General features: G+C 52.9%; 25 protein-coding genes. All 25 read right to left on the bottom strand.

What is annotated here, in order from left to right:
* Window positions 1-6 precede the first annotated feature (6 nt).
* A complete protein-coding gene (locus DNH61_RS23335) occupies window positions 7-843 on the bottom strand; it encodes a sporulation protein YpjB (protein ID WP_111149225.1) in 837 nt (278 codons plus the stop codon).
* Window positions 844-886: 43 nt separating this feature from the next.
* Window positions 887-1,528 (bottom strand): DUF1405 domain-containing protein, encoded by a 642-nt coding sequence (locus DNH61_RS23330; protein WP_111149224.1) that lies wholly within the window; start codon window positions 1,526-1,528, stop codon window positions 887-889.
* A gap of 127 nt (window positions 1,529-1,655) precedes the next feature.
* Window positions 1,656-2,540 carry a menaquinol-cytochrome c reductase cytochrome b/c subunit gene (locus DNH61_RS23325; RefSeq protein ID WP_111149223.1) on the bottom strand — a complete coding sequence of 295 codons (885 nt, stop codon included), beginning with the start codon at window positions 2,538-2,540 and terminating at the stop codon, window positions 1,656-1,658.
* Window positions 2,541-2,559: 19 nt separating this feature from the next.
* The gene (gene qcrB / locus DNH61_RS23320; RefSeq protein WP_111149222.1) at window positions 2,560-3,231 is read right to left on the bottom strand and encodes a menaquinol-cytochrome c reductase cytochrome b subunit; all 672 of its coding nucleotides are present in this window, start codon (window positions 3,229-3,231) and stop codon (window positions 2,560-2,562) included.
* A gap of 16 nt (window positions 3,232-3,247) precedes the next feature.
* Window positions 3,248-3,781: a Rieske (2Fe-2S) protein gene (locus DNH61_RS23315; RefSeq protein ID WP_111149221.1), complete on the bottom strand. Its 534-nt coding sequence runs from the start codon at window positions 3,779-3,781 to the stop codon at window positions 3,248-3,250.
* 238 nt (window positions 3,782-4,019) lie between these two features.
* Complete coding sequence (locus DNH61_RS23310) at window positions 4,020-4,442, bottom strand: DUF2487 family protein (RefSeq protein ID WP_111149220.1); 423 nt, start codon at window positions 4,440-4,442, stop codon at window positions 4,020-4,022.
* A gap of 181 nt (window positions 4,443-4,623) precedes the next feature.
* A complete protein-coding gene (locus DNH61_RS23305; protein ID WP_111149219.1) occupies window positions 4,624-4,806 on the bottom strand; it encodes an IDEAL domain-containing protein in 183 nt (60 codons plus the stop codon).
* Between the two features lie 23 nt (window positions 4,807-4,829).
* The gene (locus tag DNH61_RS23300; RefSeq protein WP_111149218.1) at window positions 4,830-5,336 is read right to left on the bottom strand and encodes a gamma carbonic anhydrase family protein; all 507 of its coding nucleotides are present in this window, start codon (window positions 5,334-5,336) and stop codon (window positions 4,830-4,832) included.
* Between the two features lie 56 nt (window positions 5,337-5,392).
* On the bottom strand, window positions 5,393-6,622 hold the full coding sequence (locus DNH61_RS23295) for a hypothetical protein (protein ID WP_111149217.1): 1,230 nt from the start codon (window positions 6,620-6,622) through the stop codon (window positions 5,393-5,395).
* 199 nt (window positions 6,623-6,821) lie between these two features.
* A complete protein-coding gene (locus DNH61_RS23290) occupies window positions 6,822-7,415 on the bottom strand; it encodes a histidine phosphatase family protein (protein ID WP_181438838.1) in 594 nt (197 codons plus the stop codon).
* 28 nt (window positions 7,416-7,443) lie between these two features.
* Complete coding sequence (locus DNH61_RS23285; protein WP_111149215.1) at window positions 7,444-8,049, bottom strand: anti-sigma factor family protein; 606 nt, start codon at window positions 8,047-8,049, stop codon at window positions 7,444-7,446.
* A complete protein-coding gene (locus DNH61_RS23280; protein ID WP_111149214.1) occupies window positions 8,046-8,642 on the bottom strand; it encodes an RNA polymerase sigma factor in 597 nt (198 codons plus the stop codon). The genes DNH61_RS23285 and DNH61_RS23280 overlap by 4 nt, the downstream gene beginning before the upstream one ends.
* A gap of 603 nt (window positions 8,643-9,245) precedes the next feature.
* Window positions 9,246-10,337, bottom strand: coding sequence for a prephenate dehydrogenase (locus DNH61_RS23275; protein WP_111149213.1), 1,092 nt, complete (start codon window positions 10,335-10,337; stop codon window positions 9,246-9,248).
* 10 nt (window positions 10,338-10,347) lie between these two features.
* The gene (gene hisC / locus DNH61_RS23270) at window positions 10,348-11,439 is read right to left on the bottom strand and encodes a histidinol-phosphate transaminase (protein WP_111149212.1); all 1,092 of its coding nucleotides are present in this window, start codon (window positions 11,437-11,439) and stop codon (window positions 10,348-10,350) included.
* A 139-nt stretch (window positions 11,440-11,578) separates the two neighbouring features.
* Entirely contained in the window at window positions 11,579-12,385 is an 807-nt protein-coding gene (gene trpA, locus DNH61_RS23265; protein ID WP_181438837.1) for a tryptophan synthase subunit alpha, read from the bottom strand.
* Window positions 12,372-13,577, bottom strand: a complete 1,206-nt coding sequence (gene trpB, locus DNH61_RS23260) for a tryptophan synthase subunit beta (RefSeq protein ID WP_111149210.1) — start codon at window positions 13,575-13,577, stop codon at window positions 12,372-12,374. Before trpB ends, trpA begins: the two co-directional genes overlap by 14 nt.
* The gene (locus tag DNH61_RS23255) at window positions 13,574-14,236 is read right to left on the bottom strand and encodes a phosphoribosylanthranilate isomerase (RefSeq protein WP_111149209.1); all 663 of its coding nucleotides are present in this window, start codon (window positions 14,234-14,236) and stop codon (window positions 13,574-13,576) included. Before DNH61_RS23255 ends, trpB begins: the two co-directional genes overlap by 4 nt.
* Window positions 14,233-15,030: an indole-3-glycerol phosphate synthase TrpC gene (gene trpC, locus DNH61_RS23250; RefSeq protein WP_111149208.1), complete on the bottom strand. Its 798-nt coding sequence runs from the start codon at window positions 15,028-15,030 to the stop codon at window positions 14,233-14,235. The genes DNH61_RS23255 and trpC overlap by 4 nt, the downstream gene beginning before the upstream one ends.
* Window positions 15,017-16,066, bottom strand: a complete 1,050-nt coding sequence (gene trpD, locus DNH61_RS23245; RefSeq protein WP_111149207.1) for an anthranilate phosphoribosyltransferase — start codon at window positions 16,064-16,066, stop codon at window positions 15,017-15,019. The genes trpC and trpD overlap by 14 nt, the downstream gene beginning before the upstream one ends.
* Window positions 16,067-16,075: 9 nt before the next feature.
* On the bottom strand, window positions 16,076-17,626 hold the full coding sequence (trpE, locus tag DNH61_RS23240) for an anthranilate synthase component I (protein ID WP_111149206.1): 1,551 nt from the start codon (window positions 17,624-17,626) through the stop codon (window positions 16,076-16,078).
* A 339-nt stretch (window positions 17,627-17,965) separates the two neighbouring features.
* A complete protein-coding gene (gene aroH / locus DNH61_RS23235; RefSeq protein ID WP_111149205.1) occupies window positions 17,966-18,334 on the bottom strand; it encodes a chorismate mutase in 369 nt (122 codons plus the stop codon).
* A complete protein-coding gene (gene aroB / locus DNH61_RS23230) occupies window positions 18,331-19,434 on the bottom strand; it encodes a 3-dehydroquinate synthase (protein WP_111149204.1) in 1,104 nt (367 codons plus the stop codon). Before aroB ends, aroH begins: the two co-directional genes overlap by 4 nt.
* 1 nt (window position 19,435) lies before the next feature.
* Window positions 19,436-20,605 (bottom strand): chorismate synthase, encoded by a 1,170-nt coding sequence (gene aroC / locus DNH61_RS23225; RefSeq protein ID WP_111149203.1) that lies wholly within the window; start codon window positions 20,603-20,605, stop codon window positions 19,436-19,438.
* 217 nt (window positions 20,606-20,822) lie between these two features.
* Window positions 20,823-20,993 (bottom strand): hypothetical protein, encoded by a 171-nt coding sequence (locus DNH61_RS26525; RefSeq protein WP_181438836.1) that lies wholly within the window; start codon window positions 20,991-20,993, stop codon window positions 20,823-20,825.
* Between the two features lie 68 nt (window positions 20,994-21,061).
* Entirely contained in the window at window positions 21,062-21,847 is a 786-nt protein-coding gene (locus DNH61_RS23220) for a CheR family methyltransferase (protein WP_111149202.1), read from the bottom strand.
* Between the last annotated feature and the right edge of the window lie 7 nt (window positions 21,848-21,854).

The following is a 21,854-nucleotide window of genomic DNA, read 5'->3' as shown; positions in this document are numbered from 1 at the left end:
CAATGATCAGCCCCGTTTGGCCGGTGTTATGCCATGTCGGTCGAAGCGGTATTTCTGGAGTCCGGTATAGAACAAGGCAGCGAGTATAATCAGGCTGATCGTAAACATCCACTGCCATGCCGGACTGCCCGCCACGGGCACATCAACAGCCTGCTCTCCGTTCTCGAACAGCTGGTCAACGGCATCGGTGAGCATGACCAGCGACTGGTCCACCCAGCTTTGCTTCACATTCCCGTGCTCGGCCGACCGGATCAGCTTGTCTGTATAGCTGATGCGGTCTTTGAGCAGGTTAACCGGCTCTGCACCGCGTGCCACATAAGCCGCCGCCTCCAGCCGCTCAGCATGCTGCTTAAGCTGCGACAAGGCAGCGGAGGCTGCCAGGGCTCCATCTTTTCCTCCCCGCTGCCACGCCTGCTTTAGCCTTGCCAGATCATCCCGCAGCAGCTGCTCGTACTGCATCCATAAGGATTGTTGCTCCTTGGCCAATGCATCGATCGCAAGACGAAGCTGTGCCGCATCTTCCCTCCAGTTATAAGCCGTACGGCCATTCCGCACGGAAGATTCCGCTTGAACCATTCGATCGTCAACCGCGAACCAGCCTTCCCTGTTGCCGATCTGCCGCAGCTCAGCATCTGCCATTACACGCTTCAGCCGCGTCAAATAGCTGTAAGCCAGCTGGCGGTTGCTGTCCATCGACGCCTGATAGAAGCCATCCGCCAATACGGCAAGCTGTTCCAGCTTGCTTCCTGTCTCCGGCTTAAGAGCTTCCGCCCGAGAAGCCTGCGCATGGCCAAAGCCTATTAATAGAGCTGCTACCAGCAGCATGGTCATCTGAATTTTCAATGGACATCCCCTCCCCTACCATCCTATGGGGAAGCCGTCCCTTTTATACCTTCCTCTCCCGTTTCACCAGAGACAATGCCAGGAGACTGACGAAGAAGCTGATAAGCGATAACAGAATGGTAAGGTTCCGAACTGTCGGCACATATGGTTCAAGCACACGCGGCAGCCATGGATAGACATCGTACGTGTAATCGACGGCATCATTAAGCAGCAGCCAGCCCAGTATGACGCAGGCCGCAGTACGGCCAAAGATCATGAACCGGACATACAGCAGCCCTTCAACAGCCATGCTTGCATGCGAAACAATGAGCATCCAGTTCTGCCAGTCCAGCGGACTGCCCTGCGCCTGCTGCGCAAAGTTGATACCTACCGCCCATACACCATATTTAATGAGCGTGAGTACAGCAAAGGCTTCCACGAAGGACCGGAGCAGGTTCATCGGCCGGTTATCCCTTCCTGGAGGATAGAGCAGGAACAGGAGCGACAATGTAAAAAACAGGCTCGCTGTCGGGCTGTCCGGCACGAACACCAGCCGCCACAGCGGATGGTTTGCAGCCGTCTCCGCCAGCTGGTCCCCGTACCACATATAACCGTAAACCGTTCCTGCGGCGTTCACGGTGAAGAGCAGCCATAGGAAGCTGCGGTTAAGCAGGAGCGCTCGGCTCCAAAGCCAGGAGATAGACAAGCTGTCAGCACCTCTTTCTGATCAATAAACTGCTTATGTATACGATTAACCTTGTCCCGATTCCATTATTGTGACATAAAAAACCTGACCGTTACAAGTAACGGTCAGGCTTCACAAGTAAGCTCTATTATTCGGCTGCCGCCTTCTGCTTTGCAAGCCAGGTGGATACCTGGTCGATCTCTTCAGCGGACAGTTCAACATTGCCGCCTTTTCCTTCGCCAAATGCCGGCATACCGCCTCGGCCGTTCGTCACGATCTCGGCGATTTCCTCTTTCGAGTACTTGTCGCCTACACCGCGAAGCGGTGGTATGTTGCCTCTGCCTTCATACTCGGTTCCGTGGCAGGACAGACACTGTGCCTGAATAATGCTCGTTGCCGGATCACCGGCATCTACTACTGCAGGAAGCTCAGGCTGCTTCGTGTAGTTCGGACGCTCCTGACCAGCCATAGCCGCTTCACGAGCCTTCTCTTCACGCTCAATGTGCTCCGGAATGGTGTTCGTCTTCTCAAGCTCATGCGTGTAGTGATCCCAGGATACCTTCGTCAGATATACGCATGCGATGAGTGAGAGAATCATCAGTGAAGATGCAATTGGACGGCGGTAGAAACGGCGTTCCTTGCCCGTGTCCAGGAATGGCGCAAGCAGAAGCGCGCCGAATGCGATGCCTGGAATCCCGATCGTACCGAGAACAACGTAGTTCTCAGAGAGATAAGGATATTTCAGCAGCTGATAAATGAACAGAAAGTACCAGTCCGGCATCGGTATAAAAGCGCCGTTCGTCGGGTCAGCCGGATAACCGAGCGGAGCCGGATGAGTAATCGTCAGAACGAGGAAGCCGACTAATACGACACAGCCGACCATCCATTCCTTCAGCAGGAAGTTCGGAATGAATGCTTCCGATTTACCTGGATAAGACGTGTAATCTGCTGGCACGTTAGGCATGTTCCCTTTGCGAACCCGGGAGTCGCCCACATATACCACACGTTCCTTGGCTTTGTAGCTTTCGGACATGGTGCAGCTCTCCCTTCTATTATAGTGGTCCGGAAATACCTTGTCTGCGGATCATGAGGAAGTGAGCCCCCAGCATGGCCAGCAGCGCGCCCGGCAGGAAAAATACATGAATCGCGAAGAATCGGGTCAGCGTCTGAGCGCCGACTACTTCACCGCCCTGGAGCAGCTCTTGAATGTATGGCCCCAGGTAAGGTACGGATTCGGCAATCTGAATGCCTACCTTAGTGGCATAATAAGCTTTGTTATCCCACGGAAGCAGGTAACCGGTGAAACCAAGTCCTAGCATAATGAAGAAAATCAGCATTCCTACTACCCAGTTCATTTCACGAGGCGCCTTGTAGGAACCGGTGAAGAATACCCGAAGTGTATGTAGGAACATCATGACAATGACGAGACTGGCACCCCAGTGGTGCATGCCGCGCACGATACCGCCAAAGGCGACCTTATGCTGCAGATAGTCAACGCTCGCGTAAGCGTTAATAATATCCGGCACGTAATACATGGTCAGGAACATACCTGACAGAATTTGAATGACTGTAATAAAAAACGTCAGCCCGCCGAAGCAATATACGAATGCGGAGAAATGGTGCGCCGGGTTAACGTGCTCCGGTACTTCATGATCCGCAACGTCCCTCCACATCGGCGTGATATCCAGACGTTCGTCAATCCAGTTGTATACCGTCTTAAACATCTGTTGTTACGCCTCCTTATTCCACACGTGTATTGCCTTTGACAGGTCCCAGGTACACAAAACCGTCTTTCACATCCACTTCGTACTCATCCAGCGGATTCGGCGCGACAGCAAGATTCTTGCCGTCTTTCGTATAGCGCGCTTCATGGCATGGACAGAAGTACTGGTTGTTGTTCTGAGTGTTCCAGCTAATGGTGCAGCCCAAATGCTTGCAGACAGGCGACAGGGCGAATATCTCCCCTGATTCATCCTTGGAAATCCATGCTGAAAGCTGCGGGTCACTCTCATACCAGCCATCTACCTGATGAATTTGAAATTTAAATTCCTGAGGCTCGGTTGTGATCTTGCTCTCCTCCACAACCTTCACATACGTACCTTCACTTTTCTTTGTCAGAATAGGATCCACCGCAAAACGAATCATCGGCAATACCGCGCCGCCCGCCATAAATGCGGTTGCGCCACCAAGCGTATATGACAAAAATTGACGCCGGGACATTTCTTTGCGTTTCACGGTGTTATGTGTTTGTTCACGTTGATCGTGTTTGCTCATCTACTGTTCTACCCCCTTTGCCAATCGTATATCTGGTCTTGTCCGGACGACAAAAACCATGACGAACCAAGACATAACTTATAATAGCCTAGGCGGTTTGGAGCGTCAAGAATCCGTCACATAATTTGAAACTTTCCACATTTACAATCGTTAATTTGTTGCGATTTTGTCACATTTGAGCTCCCATTACCTAATTTTCCCCATAGCAAGATGCGAATATGCACTGACAAGCCCGTCTTCAACTTTCGTTTTGCTTTCTCCACAACTGCTGTACAGCATTCATAACTTCTGCGCTGAGAGGAAAATCACCTTCCTGAGAAGGGTAAATCACATAATCTACATCCTGCACTTCAGCACCAAGCTCCGGGAGACTGACGACGATCACATGTTTAAATCCGTTTTTCTTCATTTTCCCCGCCGCAAAAGCAACCGCTTCCTCAAGCCTGCTGCCTTCCCCCGTATAATGCAGGGCTGGGTAGGTGACCGTCCTGCCCTTGAAAGGAACTTCAACCAGATCCAGCAGATCCCGCAGTTTCTCCAGCTTCTCAGTCGCTTCAGCCGGCGTTTCAGCCCCTGTCATTCCGGTGACGGGCAGAACGCATGTATCAAAGTACAACTGAAGCTCCGCCCAGCGCGTATGATCAAACTCACTGAATTTCATACTTTCCCCTGCCTTCATATGTAACTTATATGCAATGTCTCTCATGTTACCACAACGCCAGAATCCTGCAAACGGTAAATAGAGGCCTCGCACAAGCTAATCCGCGTCAAAAAAAACAGCCCGTTCGGCTGTCTGTTACAGCCGGATACGGGCTTATGCTGGGCAAGGTTCAATAGGCCGGTTAGTTACACAACGCCTTAAGTTCTTCCGTAAGCTTCTGAAATCCAGCCTCGTCCCCGTCCGCTAGCGCTCTATCAATTTCGTCATATATCCGTTTCCTACGGAAATCAAGAACGGCTTCATCCAGTACCATTTCCGCAGCCAATCCAAGCATTGCTTCATACGTGACTTTCATCTTATCCATAGGATCCACCCCCATACCGGTGTTTATCCCATCCTGTATTCCTTTCCTTTCGCCACGTAGCTTTCCATCGTCCTTTTCATCCGCTGAAGATCGTGCTCGTTCAATTCTCTGACGACTCTGGCAGGCGAACCCAAGGAAAGCGTATAAGGAGGAATTGTTTTGTTTTCGGTTACGATTGAACCCGCTCCTATTAAAGCATATTCACCGACGTCTGCCCCGTTTAGTACGATGGCCCCCATACCGATTAATGTGCCTCTACCCAAGCGGCAGCCATGAATGATGGCTGCATGTCCAACCGACACTTCATCCTCCAGAATGAGCGGCTGACCCGTGTTCACGTGGCCGACCACGCCATCCTGAATATTGCAACGTTTCCCGATTTCGATCGGGGCCATATCGCCCCTTAATACCGCGTTGAACCATATCGAGCTTTCAGACCCGACCTTGACTTCGCCAATTAACTTGGCACCTTCAGCCACATAAACCAGCTCGGCTATAGAAGGCGCTGTTCCCCTGTAAGGAATAATCATGACGGACTTCCCCTCTCCATATATTGGAGAGATTCTATCAACCGTCTTACACCTTGTCAATCAAGTCGAATGTGTTCCTGCTCCGAAACATGAACGCCCCGGACAATCGCTTGTCCCGCGGCCGTCATCCGGACAACCTGACTGCCTTGCTCATCTTCTCCTATACGCAGCAAACCTAAGTGCAGCATCATCATGATTACTCGCTGATTGAATACCGTTTCCGCCGAATCGTAATAGAAGGGTCTGATAAGCGGCAGCAGTTCCGATTTCAGGGAGTCAATTGCGACCCACTTCACAGCCAGCTCATCAATCCAATGGACGATTGCTGCCAGATTCGGCACCGCTCCCTTATACAGGCGAAGCCAGAAGCGATAAAACTCCAATGGCTCTTCTCTGCGCTTACCTTCTAGTTTTTCTTTACCCGCCATGGTGAGCGTTAATCGCATATCGGCCTCCGAGATCAGCCCGCCGTAATAACAAAAATCGTACAGCAGAGACAACCGGTCCGGGTAATCCTTAAACCTGCGGCCATAACCAAACCGCCACGCTCCCTTGGCAGGCAGCTCCTCTGTAACGGACAGCAGCTCTAGTACCTGCTGCGTCTGCCGTTTGTACATGGCCCCTTCTACTGTCAGCGGAATTTCCTGCTGATCTACATAGCGGAGCAGATGCAGCATATCATCCGCCAGAAGCGTCTGTTCATCCCGGTAGACATGGGGTTCCTCACATTCCTTAATCATTTTGCGGTACCGCCTTGCCAACGCTTCCTTGAAGCGCTGCTTCATGTCGCTTGGTACATGGAACAGATACCGATCCATCCCGCTGTGGCCGTTAAACAGCCATCCCAGATGCTTAAATCTCGCAATGGTATCTCGGGGACCCGGCTGTGCTGCCGGCTTCTCTTTCTTGGCTGAGCGTTTAGAGGGTGACCTGCCTGCCGGTGTCTGCTTGCTCAGGACCTTGTCTGGAAGCGTTTCGCCCATGCTGGGCGCGTCAACCCCCATCGTCTGCTGCTCTGTACCAAAGCTGCAGTTTCTGGCACGGGCAATTAAATCCTCCAAACTGAAGGCATCTCTGGAGTCAAACAGCAGGGAGTTGAGAAAACGAAGGTCCTCGATAGGCATGTCCTCAAGCTGACTGTCGAACATCTCTTTCCCGCTTACTGCTACCAGGATAGCCTGAATCAATTCATGCTTTGAGTGGCCGCTGCACTCGCAGCGGTAAACACCGGCAATCCGGGCCAGTTGGGCAATGTCCGCATAGCCCAGCATTTCTGCCAAGTTCATTTTCCCGCCTCCGCTTCGCATGATTTACTATCATTATGGGAAATTCGGGAAATTTTAAACCTTCCAAAGAGGAAGTGGATGCCTTTATATCAGCCAGAGTAAGAGAATAAGCATATGGGCGCACAAAAAATAGACTGCAGCAGGATGAGTTTCTGATGCAGTCTATCTATTGTTACGTACTTATACGAATCGAATGTGTCTAGCTTCTCTGTGCCAGATCCTGAAGATGCAGCGTGCAGTTCTCCAGTAACGGCTGCCACGAGGAATCCGTATATTCCAATACAGAGTACGACATATTGACCAGATATCCGTTATTGGCGCGGCGGCACATCGCCTGAAACAATTGAGCAAGGAAACTGCCATGGGATACGACAAGAAGACGGGCTTCCGGCCGGCTGGTTCTCCAGTCGTCGATGAAAGCCATTCCCCGCTTTACGATAGACTCGTCGCTCTCCTGTCCGGCATCCGCTTGTCTCCAGTCAGCTCCCCACCGTGACAGACGCTCTTCCTCAGTCGTCCCTTCGATCACACCGAAAGACCGTTCCCGGATACGCGGATCTGGGGGGAGATGGGGAATATTAAGGGTCCGGGCAATGATGGCTGCGGTATCAAAGGCACGCCTTAGATCACTGGATACAATCGCATCCCACTGCCCTTCCTCTGCTGACAGCCGTCTGGCTAAGGCCTCTGCCTGGCGAATCCCCTCTTCGTTAAGAGGAATATCGGTCTGTCCCTGAATCTTGCCCAAGGCATTCCACTCCGTTCTGCCATGACGGATCAATCCAATCCTCACAGACACCCGCTCCTTTGTCTTAAGTGTGTCAGGCTCTGGTTCTCGTCAGCCAATTCATAAACAAGAGCGTCATGATAATGCCCAGTATGGATAACGCAATCCAGTATTCCGGGATTTTGGGTACAACCTGAAGGACCAGCGGATCACTGATACTTGCAACCGGCACTTCCTGATAGTAATCCAGACTAATCGTAGCGCCAGGATTATTGGCGTCTGCCGTTTCGATAAGCCCCGTCATCTTGACGACTTCATTAGAAGATGAGCCGCCGGAGTAACCAAACAGGAAGTAGAACAGACCACTCACAAACATGGCCATACAGCTGGCTATCGCAGCCGCTACGTTCCGGCGGAATGAACGCGTGAAGCGATAGGAACGCTCCGTTACCGGCATCAGCCAGCTTTCCTCTTTATAGATGCGTTCCATGACGCCGCGATTAACATGGTCAATCGGTGCGCTCTCCGGCATGTCAAGTGACAAATCACGGATCATGGCTTCGCTTTCTTCCCATATGGCGAACTGCTCTCTGCAGCCTTCACATTCTATTAAATGCTGTTCGAACGCCAGGCGTTCCGGATCATCCTCCGGCAAATCCCATATTATTCCGAACAGCTCTTCCGCTTCTCTGCAATTCATTGCGCCTTCATCCCCTCGTATTCGTCCAGGACCGGCGAATCCCCAAAGTACGGCTCAAGCTGCGTCTTGACACTGGCTCTGGCCCGGAACAGCAAGGACTTAACCGAGCTTACTGTCTGGCCCAATATCGAGGCAATCTCCTGATAATCGAGCTGGTCGTACTCTCGCAGGATCAGGGCAGAGCGCTGCTTCTCCGGGAGGTTATTAATCGCTTTACGTACTAGTCCCATCCGCTCATTCTGCAGAAGACGGTGTTCTGGCACTGTATCAGCTGGTGCTACAGGCACATAACCGGATTCGTCAAGGGATACGTTTCCGCTTTTCTGCTTGCGGAGCTCGCTGAGCACGGTATTTCTTGCGATTGTATACAACCATGTGGAATAGGATGCGTCTCCTTCCCGAAAGGAATGCAGACTGCGATATGCCTTGTAGAATGTTTCAGAGCAGAGATCCTCAGCCAGCGGCTCAAGCCCTGCTCCCTTAAGCATATGCAGTATGAAAGCCATTATCTTTCGTTGGTATCGCCGCATTAATTCCGAATATAGCTGTACGTTGCCGTCCTTGATTTCTCGTATCAACTGGGAGTCGGTCATGCAAGCGACCCTCCTTGGCTTTCGGAGTTGGCTCCCCAGTACGTTATACACATTGTACCTACCGGAGAGTAAAAAGTTTCGCTGAATCGTAATATAATATCGAATGCAATATTAATGTCTTGCCCGTTAACCAGCATTTGCTTGCCTTCTAGCAGATCTATACAGCATATGAAAGGATACAATATGGTTATACTTCCTTATAGTTTCTAGTCAATCAGCAAAATCCCTGCCTGTTTCGACAAATTTCGATGTTCACCAGTTTTTTACAAAGCATAAGAATATTCTAACACACCTTATATAAAAGGATAAATTAAAATTTACCAACTTTTGACCTCGGAATTTGTCGACACCATTAAAAACACGCACAAATCGTCTACGGCGGCAAGCTGCTGAAGCCTATCTCTCCATGGTAATACTAACCTACCGGGATGTCCAATCGTCCTCCAGAAATACGCCAAAAAAAATACCACCCGTTAACCGGGTGGCTGCACGACTAGTGCGAATGATTTGGATAGGAGTGGAGAGAAACCATACTGTACTTTTATTATATGTATCCGTTTTCATTATGTCAAGTATCCGTTTTCATTTCTTGCCTATTTTTTTTTAAAAATGGACTTTGAATGATAACGACTCAAGTAAACGGACCGCCCTATCCAGCTCCTCCTGCTTGCGGAACGATAACCGAAGCGTTCCCGGAACATCTTCCCTGCTCTCAATAATTTGCAAGTTGCTGAGATTAATACGGTGATTGCCAAGCTCGGTCGCGATCCGGCCAATAATTCCGGGATGGTCAGGCACATCGATATAACATTCGTATAAAGCCCTGATCATGCCCTTGCGGCGCTCCGGAAGTCCTTCGCGGAATTCCCCTGCTGTACGGAACGCTTCTTCAATCAGCGATTCGTTGCCTTCCTCCAGAATGTGCATGAACTGCTCCGTATTCGCCCTCCACTCCTTAAGGAGCTGCAGCAGAACAGTCCGGTTATTAATCAGAATATCCCGCCAGACGACCGGATCACTGGAGGCAATACGGGTAATATCTCGAAAACCGCCGGCAGCAAGCGCCTGGTAGAGATCATTGTGCTCATTATATCCCCGCACCTGGTTGACAAGCGCGACAGCGATGATATGAGGCAGATGGCTGATTGCTCCGACAATTTCATCATGCTCGCCCGCTTCCACATGCACGATATGCGCACCCGTATGCTGGAGAAGCTCCGTCAGCCTGTCAACAGCCTCCTGGGGTGCACTGCTGTCCGGTGTAAGGACGTAATAGGCATTCTCAAACAGATGAGAGCTGGCCGCTTCAACACCCGAGCGCTCGGACCCGGCCATCGGATGTCCTCCGATAAAGACAGCACCGTTCAGGTCCATCGTCTGAGCCCTCTTCGCTACGCTTGCCTTCGTGCTGCCCACATCCGTAATAATGCACCCCTTCTTAAGCGGCAGAGCGCATATCGCTTCCATGTACGATTCAAGACTTCCAACCGGTACACACAGGAAAATAAAATCAGCATCCGCCGCCGCTTCCTCCAGCTGGGTGGTCGCCTCATCGACGACCCCCCTGTCCAAATATTTGCGGACTGATTCCGGGCGGACCGAATGGCCAACCACGTGCAGCCCAGGCTTGCCTTTAAAGCAAAGTGCCAGTGATCCGCCGATCAGGCCGACACCGAATATCGCAATTTTAGTCATAATATCTGCTTTACACCGCCAGTTCCCGCAGCACCTGCTCCAGTGCCTGGATGAATTTCTCGTTCTGTTCCCTGCTGCCGACTGTAATTCGAATATGTGTCGGGTAATACGTCCAGCGGGCCCGTGCTATAATGCCTCTGCGCAGCAGACCGTCGAATACAGCCTGCGACGGCTGCTTGACATCCACCATCACAAAGTTGCCATATGGCTTAAAATAGGAAAGTCCCAGTCGGCCAAACTGCTCCTTCAGGTACTGCAGTCCCTCTTCGTTCCGCTCGCGGCAGCTGGTAATGAAAGCCATGTCCTGGATGGAGGCTCGAGCTGCTGCCTGGGCATACCGGGTCGTATTGAACGGCTCGCGCACCTGATTGACATACCGAATGATCTCCGGATGTCCGATCCCATAGCCAATTCGCAGGGACGCCAGCCCGTATATCTTGGAGAAGGTCCGAAGAGCGATGACATTCTTGTACTGCTTCACATAATCGACGCCATCAGGATAGGATGGATCATTAATGTATTCACAGTATGCTTCATCCAGAATAACCAGCACATGCGGCGGAACCTTGGACAGGAATTCGTCCAGCTCCTCGCGCGTGACGATGGTGCCTGTCGGATTATTCGGGTTGCAGATCCACACGATCTTCGTCCGCTCGTTCACTTTGGCCAGCATAGCCGGCAGGTCATGCTTACCGTCCTTCAGCGGCACTTCAACAATCGTGGCATGCTCGATCTCTGCATTATGCTTGTACTGCGGGAAGGTTTCGTCCGCCATCACGGTTTCGTCGCCCTTCACGAGGAATGCACGGGCAATCATCAGAATTACCTCGTCCGATCCTGCACCGAAGATCAGCTGATCGCTATTTACGCCCAAATGCTCAGCAAGCGTCTGTGTTAAGGCAACCGCTCCGCCATCAGGGTACAGGCTGGTATTATCGAGCTCCGCCACAATGGCCTGCTTGGCATGCTCAGAGCAGCCGAACGGATTCTCATTCGACGCAAGCTTGATGACTTCGGTAAGGCCAAGCTCTCTCTTAACCTCTTCAATCGGTTTTCCCGGCTGATAGACCGGCAGATGTACAATATTACTTTTCGGCTGCACGTGGTTCACCTCATCCAATTTATCCAATAGACTTACTCGTTTAGCATTTAATGAACATTGTCTCACATCCCCTGCCATTCATCAAGAACCAAAGAGCCCTGCCGCATCTGCGGCAGAGCTCTCTCACTGCGTTTGGGTCTTACCCTTTCAGCGCGCTTACATAGTCATGAATATGCTGCAGGCCTTCCTCCCTGCGGCCTGGATCAGCCAGCAGCGGCAGCACTTCTTCAATCTTCCGTACAATAGCGCTGCCGACAATGACACCGTCAGCCTGACCCTCAAACCGCTGAACCTGCTCCCTGCTGGAGATCCCGAACCCCACCGCGATCGGCACAGAAGCCGCTTCCCGGACTGACTGCAGGAATTCTTCAATACCCGCATGGAAATCTGAGCGGACACCGGTTACCCCGAGTGAGGAAACACAATATACAAAGCCCCTGGCTTTGGCAGCTATCCGCTTGACCCTGTCATGCGAGGTAGGAGCCACAAGCGGAATGAGGTGAATTCCCGCCTGCTCGGCAAGTCCGCGCATCTCCTCATCCTCTTCAATCGGAAGGTCGGGAATGATAAGTCCGCTAATGCCCTTGCTGGTGATCAGCTCGAAGAAACGGTCTAGGCCCAGCTGAAGCACCGGATTGTAATAGGTGAACAAGATGAACGGAACATCGGCTCCCGCATTACGGGCATCCTCAGCAACCTGGATGCAGTCCACAATTGAAATCTGGTGGCGGAGCGCCCTCTCTGATGCACGCTGAATCACCGGCCCGTCGGCCAGCGGATCTGAATACGGCACACCCAGCTCAATCATATCCGCGCCCGCCTGAACCAGAGTCTTGATAATATCGACGGAGGTCCGGATGTCCGGATCGCCCATCGTAATGAAAGGGATCAACGCGGTTGAACCGCTCGCCCTCAGTTCTCCGAACACCTGGTCAATGCGATTCACCGGGTTCACCTCCGAGATAATGCATAATGGATTCAACATCCTTGTCTCCACGGCCTGACAAGCTGATGACCACAACCTTGTCACTGCTCAGCGTTGGTGCCAGCTTCATGGTCTGGGCTACCGCATGCGCCGATTCCAGCGCTGGTATGATCCCCTCTGTGCGCGACAGCAGCTGCAGGGCCTCCAGTGCCTCGGCGTCTGTGATCGGCACATATTCGGCGCGCCCCGTGTCCTTCAGGTAGGCATGCTCAGGGCCAATGCCCGGATAATCAAGACCTGCAGAGATCGAGTGAGCCGGCTGAACCTGTCCGTATTCATCCTGCAGCACGTAGCTCAGCGAGCCCTGGAATACACCATGCTTGCCCTTGGTCATCGTTGCAGCATGCTCAAGCGTCTCCACGCCACGGCCAGCGGCTTCTACCCCCAGCAGACGAACCGATTCATCTCCAACGAACGGATAGAAGATTCCTATAGCATTGCTGCCGCCGCCTACTGCCGCAACCACATAATCAGGAAGCTTGCCTTCCGCCTCCACAATCTGCTCTCTTGTCTCGTCTCCGATAATACGCTGAAAATCCCGTACCATCATCGGGTAAGGATGCGGTCCTGTAACCGAACCAAGTATATAGTAGGTATCATCGACATGGCTCACCCAGTACCGCAGCGTTTCGTTGCAGGCATCCTTCAGCGTCCGTGTCCCCGAAGTAACAGGCACTACCTCTGCACCTAGCAGGTTCATGCGGAATACATTCAGCTGCTGCCGCTTCGTATCTTCTTCACCCATGAACACCTTACATTCCATGCCCAGCAGAGCCGCTACCGTAGCGGATGCCACGCCGTGCTGTCCAGCACCCGTTTCGGCGATAATCTTGGTTTTGCCCATCCGTTTGGCAAGCACGCCCTGGCCGATTGTGTTGTTGATCTTGTGCGCGCCGGTATGATTCAAGTCTTCCCGCTTCAAGTAGATTTTGGCACCGCCAAGATGCTTCGTGAGCCGTTCTGCATAATAAAGCGAGGTTGGCCGGCCCGAATATTTATTCAGGAGATAACGGACTTCCGCGATAAAATCGGGATCCTTCGAATAATGCTGATAGGCCTCCTCCAGCTCAATGAGTGCGTTCATTAAGGTTTCCGGCACGTAACGTCCGCCAAACTTTCCGAAACGCCCCTGCTGATCAGGAACTTGATTCATGCTGTACCCACCCTTTCCACAAAAGCTTTTATTTTGGCAAAGTCCTTCACGCCATCTGTTTCCACTCCGCTCGAGACATCCACTCCATCCGGCCTGTAGCTCTTAATCAGCTCACCGATGTTGTCAGGGTGCAGACCGCCTGCTACATAAAGCGGAACACCGATCTGAGCAGCAGCTTCCTTATAACCGTCAATTACGGTCCAATCGAACGCTTCTCCTGTTCCGCCGCCTGCTGTATCAATCAGGACCGCGTCTACCGTGCCTGCATATGGCTCAAGCTTCAATAGAGCAGCGTTCTTATCATCATGGGGTGCGACGGAAAATACCTTCCACACTTCAACCTCGAACCTGTCTTTAATGGTTCGGCACAGCTCGGGCGATTCCTGCCCATGCAGCTGAACGACATCCAGCGGAGCGGCCGGAAGCAGCCTGTCCAGCTCGCCGGTATCCGCATTAACGAAGACACCAACCGTTCGCGGACGCTTGTTCTCTGCTCCTGTAATGTCTGCAGCTGCCGCTACCAGCTCCACTGCCTGTTCCGCGCTGACCTGTCTCCTGCTCTTCGCAAATACAAGACCAATCTCGTTAACCGGAAGGCCGTTCATCTGTCTTATCATACTGCTGTCCATCAGGCCGCATATCTTGATGCGCGTCCTCATTTCGTAGTCACCGGGCCCAGCAGCTTATGTACGGCCTCCCCGACATCTTGCTGACGCATAAAATGCTCACCGATCAGCACGCCCTGTGCGCCTGCACCGGACAGGTAATCGATATCAGCCGGTCCGCCAATTCCGCTTTCGCTAATCAGGAGAGCATTAGCAGGAATCAGGTCCGCCAGTGCTTCGGTCACGGCCAGATTGGTTTCGAACGTCTTCAAATTCCGGTTATTCACGCCAATCAGGGTCGCCTTGCCAAGCTCCAGTATAGTTTCCAGCTCCTTCCGGTCATGGACCTCAACAAGTACGTCCATACCAAGAGAGCGGGCCAGATCCATATATTCGTCCACTTGGCTGGATGTAAGAATGGCGGCAATCAGCAGAATCGCATCTGCACCGATGGCTCTGGCTTCATAGACTTGGCGGTAGTCAATGGTAAAATCCTTGCGAAGCAGCGGAACCTGCACATGCTTGCGAACCTCGCTCAAATAATCGTTCGAGCCTTGAAAAAAATCGGCGTCTGTCAGCACGGAGATACAGTCCGCTCCGGCTTCCTCATACGTCTTCGCCAGCTCCACCGGGTGGAAATCCTCCCGGATCAGCCCTTTGGAGGGCGATGCCTTCTTAACCTCGGCAATCAGTCCCATCGGGCGTTTACGTCTCGTTCTGAGCGCTTGCTCGAAGCCTTTGCATGCCGGCATACCAGCGATCTTCCGTTCAATCTCGGGTAAGGAAAAAGTTTCAGCCAGCACTTGTACTTCATGCCGCTTCGCGGCTACGATTTTATCCAGAAACATGGGTCAACTCTCCTGTCTTGAGAATCAATTCTGTCAGCTTGCCCTGCGCTTTGCCTGTGTCAATCAGCTCACCTGCTGCTTGCACACCCTCCTGCAGGGAATCCGCCACGCCGCCGACATACAAGCAGGCGCCAGCATTAGCCAGCACGATATCCCGGTATGCTGACCTCTCTTCACCAGCGAAGATTCTTCTAATTATATCCGCATTCTCAGCGGCGTCGCCACCAAGCACTTCACCAATCGGACGCCGCTGCAGTCCAAGCTCTTCCGGCGTAATGTCATAGGTTCTGACGGTGCCGCCCTGCAGCTCGGAGATTTGGGTGGCATCCGAAATACTGATTTCATCCAGACCATCGTGACTGCTGACGACCACCGCTCTCTTCAGACCTAATCTGCCTAACACAGCTGCCACCGTCTCCGTTCGTGAACGGTCGTACAGACCCAGCAGCTGACGGTCTGCCCCGGCTGGATTGGTCAGCGGGCCCAGCATATTAAAGATGGTCCGCACACCGAGCTCTCGGCGGGGAACTGCGGCATGACGCAGCGACGGGTGGTACAGCTGCGCGAACATGAAGCAGATCCCAATGTCATCCAGGCATCTCCCGGCTTCTTCGGACGTCAGATTGATCTGAACGCCCAGCGCCTCCAGAACATCCGCGCTCCCGGCTTTGCCGGACATGGCACGATTCCCGTGCTTGGCGACCCGGACGCCGCCGGCCGCTGCGATGATCGCCGAAGCTGTCGAAATGTTAAACTTGTGAATCCCTGATCCACCGGTTCCGCAGGTGTCCAGCAGCCCTTCCTGCTCTGTCTCCACCCGGTTTGAACAAGCCCGCATTGCCTCTGCAAAGCCTGTAATTTCCTCCTCCGTCTCACCCTTCATGCGGAGTGCTGTAACGACGCCAGCTATCTGCGCCGGAGTTGCTTCCCCCTGCATAATCAGGTCCATCACCTGCCTGGACTGCACACGGTTCAAATCCTTGCCGCCTACAAGCTGCTGCAGTGCCTGCTGCATCGATATCGTATCCGCCATCATTGATTCCTCCTATACCCTGTGATAATAATCCATGTTTATCATACTGCCGGCTGCCTTCTTTTCCTTAACAGGGAACATGGCTTCCGCTGTCCGGATCGCTTTCAGCAGTGCCTTGGCTTTATTTACGGTTTCCATGTATTCATTCTCAGGGATGGAATCCCATACGATACCGGCTCCTGCCTGGACATAGGCTCTGCCGTGTTTGAATATGATCGTCCGAATCGTGATGCAGGTGTTCAGGCTGCCGCCAAAACCCAGGTAGCCGATGGCGCCGGCATACGCTCCGCGTGCTTCGTTTTCCAGCTCTGCGATAATCTCCATTGCCCGCAGCTTTGGAGCGCCGGATACCGTTCCAGCCGGCATGCAGGAGACGAAGGCATCGAAGAAATCCTTGTCCTTGCGCAGCTGGCCCGACACATTGGAAACGATATGCATGACATGAGAGTACCGCTCGATCTCCATGTATGCATCACATCGAACTGTTCCGAACTCGGCCACACGCCCGATGTCGTTACGGCCTAGATCCACCAGCATCAGATGCTCGGCCCGCTCCTTCTCATCGGCCAGCAGCTCCTTTTCCAGAGCAGCATCTTCTTCCGGCGTGCGCCCGCGGTGCCGTGTGCCTGCGATCGGCCGGGTCTCAACCTTACCGCCATCCACTTTCACAAGCGCCTCGGGGGACGTGCCGACGATCACTTCATCGTCCATCTTCAGATAATACATGTAGGGCGACGGATTCATCGTCCTCAACACCCGGTATACATGCAGGGGGTCCACACTCGTCTCGATATGGAAGCGCTGGGACAGCACCACTTGGAAAATATCACCGGCACGGATGTATTCCTTCGCCTTATCCACATTGTTCATAAACTGCTGCTTGGTCAGGTTGGACTTCACATCGCCAAGCTCAGGATCTTCAGGCGGTGAGCCGCCGGCGACAAGCGGGTAAGGGACTGGCTGCTGCATCCGCTCGATAACCGCCTCTATACGGCGCAGCGTGCGGTCATACGCTTCATTGATCTCCGCATCAGCAGCGCCTTTCCGGATATGCACATTACCGATCACCTGGATATGCTGCTTGAAGTGATCAAAGACAATGATCTGGTCACAAAACATAAATTGCAGGTCGCTCATCTGCAGATCATCCAGCCGGTGGGCCGGCAGCTTCTCATAATATTGAAGAAGGTCATACCCGAAAAATCCGATCGCTCCGCCGGTAAAAGGCGGGAGGTCAGGAAGCGAGGGACTGCGGTAAGCCCGAAGATGCGCTTTTAACAGCTCCAAAGGCTTGTCGTTCAGCTCAAACGTCTGACCCTCCCGCTCCAGGACCATCCGGCCGTTCTTGCCGCGAATCATCATGAACGGATCGGTTCCAATAAAGGAGTAACGCGCCCACTTGACGCCTCCCTCCACGCTTTCCAGCAGGAATGCACGCTCTTCTTTGCAAAAGTGCTGAAACAGCCGGATCGGCGTTTCGGTATCAGCCATGATATGACGGGCAATCGGTATCAGATTGTATTCGGCCGCCATGCGGATTACTTCGTTGCGCTCGCTCGTCATCTCTTATCCCTCCCTATTGGAATATAAAAAAAGCCCCTGCACAGGCAGGAGCGGTAATGGGTATAAGATGAAGGTTTACGGAAGAACGCCTCACCAGCCATCTGCGTCATCACCCTGTGGTCATGTTCTCGCCTGGCCTGAAGCGAAAGCGGTCAAACACGTTCTACTGTGTCTGCCCGTCTTCCTCAATTGTATAAACTCAGCTCATCTCAACTCGTCATTCACTCTGCTCTGCTCTATGCTTAACTGCTAATCTTCTCTACTGTCCGTTTAAACTTGTTACCACTATACAACAGCGGCCATCCGTGCGTCAACCCGGCTGATGTGCCTGCCTTCGGCTCAGGAATTGCCCAAATCGGGCCGTAGGGCAGCCGCTTCTCCCATGTAGATATGCTTGATTTCGGCTTGCTTCTTATCCGTATTAACCAGTACCATGAGCCGAATGCAGCGCTCTAGACTGCCCTTGACGGGAACCTCAACCGCACACATCAGCGGGACAAGCTCCCAGCCTTCCATCTGCCGGATGGCCTTGGCTGGAAAGGCAGCATCCAGGTCAGTGGTCACCGTAATCAATACGCTGCAGATTTCTTCAGGTGAAATGCCATTCTCCGTTACAATTCCATTCAGCACATCAATGGTTGCCTGAAGAATAGGCTGTTCTTCATTCACTTCTACCGTAATCGCTCCGCGAATTCCCCGTACACTCATGCTTGCCCAGTCTCCCCCTTAAGCTGCTCCACGGTCCGTCTAACCAAATCAGCCGACATGTTCTTATCAATCTCGACCCTTCCAATTGCGGTCGGCACGACGAATACCATACGGCCTTCCTTGAATTTCTTGTCACGCATCATGGCACTCATGATCGCATCCGTATCATAGTGGGCTGGGATTCCAACCGGGAGACCGCAGCTGATAAAGAGGCGCCGGGTAACCTCATAAACCTCTTCAGGCGCGCCGAGCTCAACACCTATCCGTGCCGAACCGACCATACCGATTGCAATAGCCTCTCCATGCGTCAACTCTCCGTAACCCGCCACCGCTTCAAGCGCATGTCCAATCGTATGACCCAGATTCAGGATCGCGCGCAAATCCTGCTCCCTCTCATCCTTCGAGACGACTTCGGCTTTGACACTGCAGCCCTTATATAGAGCATAGCCAAGAGATTCAGGGTCCAGCGACAGAAGCTTCGCCATATTCTCTTCAATCCAGCTGACGAAACCGGCATCCCAGATCAAGCCGTGCTTGATGACCTCAGCCAGTCCTGAACGCACCTCGCGCCCAGGCAGTGTCTGCAGGGTTTGCAGATCATACAGAACGATCTCGGGCTGGTGGAACGCGCCGATTATATTTTTGGCCAGCGGATGATTAACGGCCACCTTGCCGCCCACGCTGCTGTCATGAGCCAGGATCGTGGTTGGGATCTGGATAAAACGTATACCGCGCATATAAGCGGCTGCGGCATAGCCGGCCAAATCACCGACAACGCCTCCGCCAAGCGCTACTATCGTGGAGTGCCTGTCAAGACCTGCCTCGAGCGCCTTGGTGATGACTGATTCAAATACCGACAGCGACTTGGAGCTTTCGCCTGACGGTACGGTAATCGAAACGGTCAGGTAGCCGGCTGACCGGAGCTGCTCCTCAAGCGGCCCCAGATAGGTATCCGCTACATTCGCATCGGAGACAATCATAAGCGGGGACTTCAGACTGACACCATGCTTCGCAAACAGTTCAGCCGCTCTATGCAGCAGACCTTCCCCTATATAGATCGGATAAGACCGGTCACCCAGATCGACGGTTAGCTCTCGCATCCTAGTACTGCCCCACTTGCTCAAGATAACGATTCAGGTTGCCCCGAATTTCCTCGACCGAGTCGCCGCCGAACTTCTCCAGGAACGCCCTTGCGACCTCCCAGGCTACAACATGCTCCATCACAACGCTGGCAGCAGGTACAGCACAGCTGTCCGAACGCTCAACCTGAGCCGTGAATGGTTCCTTCGTATCAATATCCACACTCCGAAGCGGCTTGTACAGCGTCGGAATCGGCTTCATTACGCCGCGCACGATGATTGGCTCGCCTGTTGTCATGCCGCCTTCAAATCCGCCTGCACGGTTGGAAGCCCGGTAGAATCCGCGCTCATCCTCATACATGATTTCGTCATGAACCTGCGAGCCGCGCAGCTCGCCAGCTTCAAAGCCAATACCGATCTCGCAGCCCTTGAAGGCATTGATCGACACGACCGCCTGCGCGATACGGCCGTCAAGCTTGCGGTCCCACTGCACATGGCTGCCAAGACCAACCGGCACGCCCTCAATAATACATTCCACGATTCCGCCGATCGAGTCTCCGTCAGCCTTCATCTGATCGATATGCTCCATCATCTTGACTTCCGCTTCCTTATCCGTAACGCGGACGGGCGACTCCTCCGTAATGCGGATCAGCTCGTCGACTGGCAGCTGGCTTACCTTCGCTTCCACCTCACCGATCCGGATTACCTGACCGGCTACCTTAATGCCGAATTCGGCCAGAAGCTGCCTCGCAACAGCGCCAACTGCAACACGAGCCGCCGTTTCTCTGGCGCTGGAACGCTCCAGCACGTTGCGAAGGTCCTTCAGATTATATTTCAAACCGCCGTTTAGGTCGGCATGCCCCGGTCTTGGGCGATGCACGCGGCGCTTCTCTTCGTCACTGCCTTCAATCGGCTCAATGTTCATGACACTGGTCCAATGCTTCCAATCATTGTTCTCGACCACTAAAGCGACAGGGGCTCCGGTCGTCTTGCCGTGACGGACACCGCCCACGATATTGGCACGGTCCTTCTCGATTTGCATTCTCCGTCCCCGTCCATGTCCCTTCTGTCTGCGCTCCAGCTGGAAGTTCAGCTCTTCAAAATCAATCGTCAGATTGCTTGGTAGACCTTCAATAATGGCAGTCAGCTGAGGACCATGCGTCTCACCGGCCGTTAAATATCGTAAACTCACTCCGATTTCCCCCTAATTCGCTATGTATTTCCGCTAATATCTTTGCTCATTATAGTATAGCCCTGACGGTTTGACAAGAAATGAAGGCCATGTATACAATTACCGGCTGGCTTGTCCCCGGCACCGGAAGGAGGGCACGCCTGACAAGTAAAAACCGCTTCCCCCCGTATCGGCCATAGCCGGTCAACGGTGGAAGCGGTTCTCGTATGCTGCCAAGTCAGCAGCCGCTGATTGGTTGTCTATTGGGCAGGCCTGCAGGGTCGGCCGGCAGCTTGAGATCTTCAATCATGCCGGTCACCTGTATGGCTTCAAGTCCAAGTATTTGGGCGCACTCATGAATCGTAATCATCCCACGGCGGTAAGCCGCGATTACCTTGCGCTTATCCATCCTATACCTCCAGATATGCTTGCTTACTGTCAGTATCGGAAAAAAGAGGAACGCTTATACATTATATATTAGTCCATTTTTCTGCGGTAAAAAAAGGTTTCCACCGTATCAAGGCCGTATTGTGCAGGTGAGAAAATCTGTTCTGTGCTGCCGACAAACAGCATGCCGCCAGGCCGCAAGCTGCTTGCGAACCTGTGATACAGCTCATGCTTCGCCTCTTCCGTGAAGTAAATCATAACATTGCGGCAGACGATGAGGTCAAAGCCTGTTTCAAACGTGCTGTGCAGCAGATTATGCTGCTGGAACCGGATAATCTTCTTCAGCTTGGGATTGACAGCGAGCTCATCATCGCCTGCATTGCTGAAATAATGATCCCGGTAGGAAGGCGGCACGTCCTTGATGGAACGGTCTGCATACCGGCCTTCCATCGCTTTCTCCAGCACCTTGTTATCCAAATCAGTCGCCAGAATGGAAGCCCGCTCGAAGGCCCCAAGCTTGTCCAGAATCATGGCAATTGTGTAAGGCTCCTCGCCCGTTGAACACGCTGCGCTCCAGATCTTAAGCTTGCCCCCGGCCCTCAGCATCTCCGGCAGGAACTTCTGTTCAAGAGCCGCCCAGCGGTTCGGGTTGCGCCAGAACTCGGATACATTGATTGTCATCCGGTCCAGAAACTCATTCATTAGCTTCGGATCAGAATTCAGCGCTTCCGTATAGGCCGCAAAAGTCGTAAATCCGTGCTTGGCCCGGAGTGTAGTCAGCCTGCGTTTCATCTGCGCTTCCTTGTACTGCGAGAGATCGATGTTCGTTTTCGCCTTGATTTGCTTAATGAAAAATAAAAAATCCGAGTCTTCCATAAAGCGC

The sequence above is a fragment of the Paenibacillus sambharensis genome (assembly GCF_003233845.1).
In the GTDB taxonomy this organism is placed as follows: Bacteria; Bacillota; Bacilli; order Paenibacillales; family Paenibacillaceae; genus Paenibacillus_I; species Paenibacillus_I sambharensis.
Note: the sequence above shows the minus strand (reverse complement) of the source record. Positions and strands in the feature narration are given on the sequence as shown.

What these genes read in the sequence shown, in the direction of transcription:
- DNH61_RS23295 (WP_111149217.1), bottom strand. Translation starts at nt 6,622, where the DNA reads ATGAACTTGGCAGAAATGCTGGGCTATGCGGACATTGCCCAACTGGCC.
- trpD (WP_111149207.1), bottom strand. Translation starts at nt 16,066, where the DNA reads ATGATGGCGGATACGATATCGATGCAGCAGGCACTGCAGCAGCTTGTA.
- DNH61_RS23325 (WP_111149223.1), bottom strand. Translation starts at nt 2,540, where the DNA reads ATGTCCGAAAGCTACAAAGCCAAGGAACGTGTGGTATATGTGGGCGAC.
- DNH61_RS23310 (WP_111149220.1), bottom strand. Translation starts at nt 4,442, where the DNA reads ATGAAATTCAGTGAGTTTGATCATACGCGCTGGGCGGAGCTTCAGTTG.
- qcrB (WP_111149222.1), bottom strand. Translation starts at nt 3,231, where the DNA reads ATGTTTAAGACGGTATACAACTGGATTGACGAACGTCTGGATATCACG.
- aroB (WP_111149204.1), bottom strand. Translation starts at nt 19,434, where the DNA reads ATGCGAGAGCTAACCGTCGATCTGGGTGACCGGTCTTATCCGATCTAT.
- DNH61_RS23220 (WP_111149202.1), bottom strand. Translation starts at nt 21,847, where the DNA reads ATGGAAGACTCGGATTTTTTATTTTTCATTAAGCAAATCAAGGCGAAA.
- trpB (WP_111149210.1), bottom strand. Translation starts at nt 13,577, where the DNA reads ATGAATCAAGTTCCTGATCAGCAGGGGCGTTTCGGAAAGTTTGGCGGA.
- DNH61_RS23285 (WP_111149215.1), bottom strand. Translation starts at nt 8,049, where the DNA reads ATGAATTGCAGAGAAGCGGAAGAGCTGTTCGGAATAATATGGGATTTG.
- aroH (WP_111149205.1), bottom strand. Translation starts at nt 18,334, where the DNA reads ATGAGTGTACGGGGAATTCGCGGAGCGATTACGGTAGAAGTGAATGAA.
- DNH61_RS23255 (WP_111149209.1), bottom strand. Translation starts at nt 14,236, where the DNA reads ATGAGGACGCGCATCAAGATATGCGGCCTGATGGACAGCAGTATGATA.
- trpC (WP_111149208.1), bottom strand. Translation starts at nt 15,030, where the DNA reads ATGTTTCTGGATAAAATCGTAGCCGCGAAGCGGCATGAAGTACAAGTG.
- DNH61_RS23305 (WP_111149219.1), bottom strand. Translation starts at nt 4,806, where the DNA reads ATGGATAAGATGAAAGTCACGTATGAAGCAATGCTTGGATTGGCTGCG.
- DNH61_RS23300 (WP_111149218.1), bottom strand. Translation starts at nt 5,336, where the DNA reads ATGATTATTCCTTACAGGGGAACAGCGCCTTCTATAGCCGAGCTGGTT.
- DNH61_RS23275 (WP_111149213.1), bottom strand. Translation starts at nt 10,337, where the DNA reads ATGACTAAAATTGCGATATTCGGTGTCGGCCTGATCGGCGGATCACTG.
- DNH61_RS26525 (WP_181438836.1), bottom strand. Translation starts at nt 20,993, where the DNA reads ATGGATAAGCGCAAGGTAATCGCGGCTTACCGCCGTGGGATGATTACG.
- trpE (WP_111149206.1), bottom strand. Translation starts at nt 17,626, where the DNA reads ATGACGAGCGAGCGCAACGAAGTAATCCGCATGGCGGCCGAATACAAT.
- DNH61_RS23280 (WP_111149214.1), bottom strand. Translation starts at nt 8,642, where the DNA reads ATGACCGACTCCCAGTTGATACGAGAAATCAAGGACGGCAACGTACAG.
- DNH61_RS23315 (WP_111149221.1), bottom strand. Translation starts at nt 3,781, where the DNA reads ATGAGCAAACACGATCAACGTGAACAAACACATAACACCGTGAAACGC.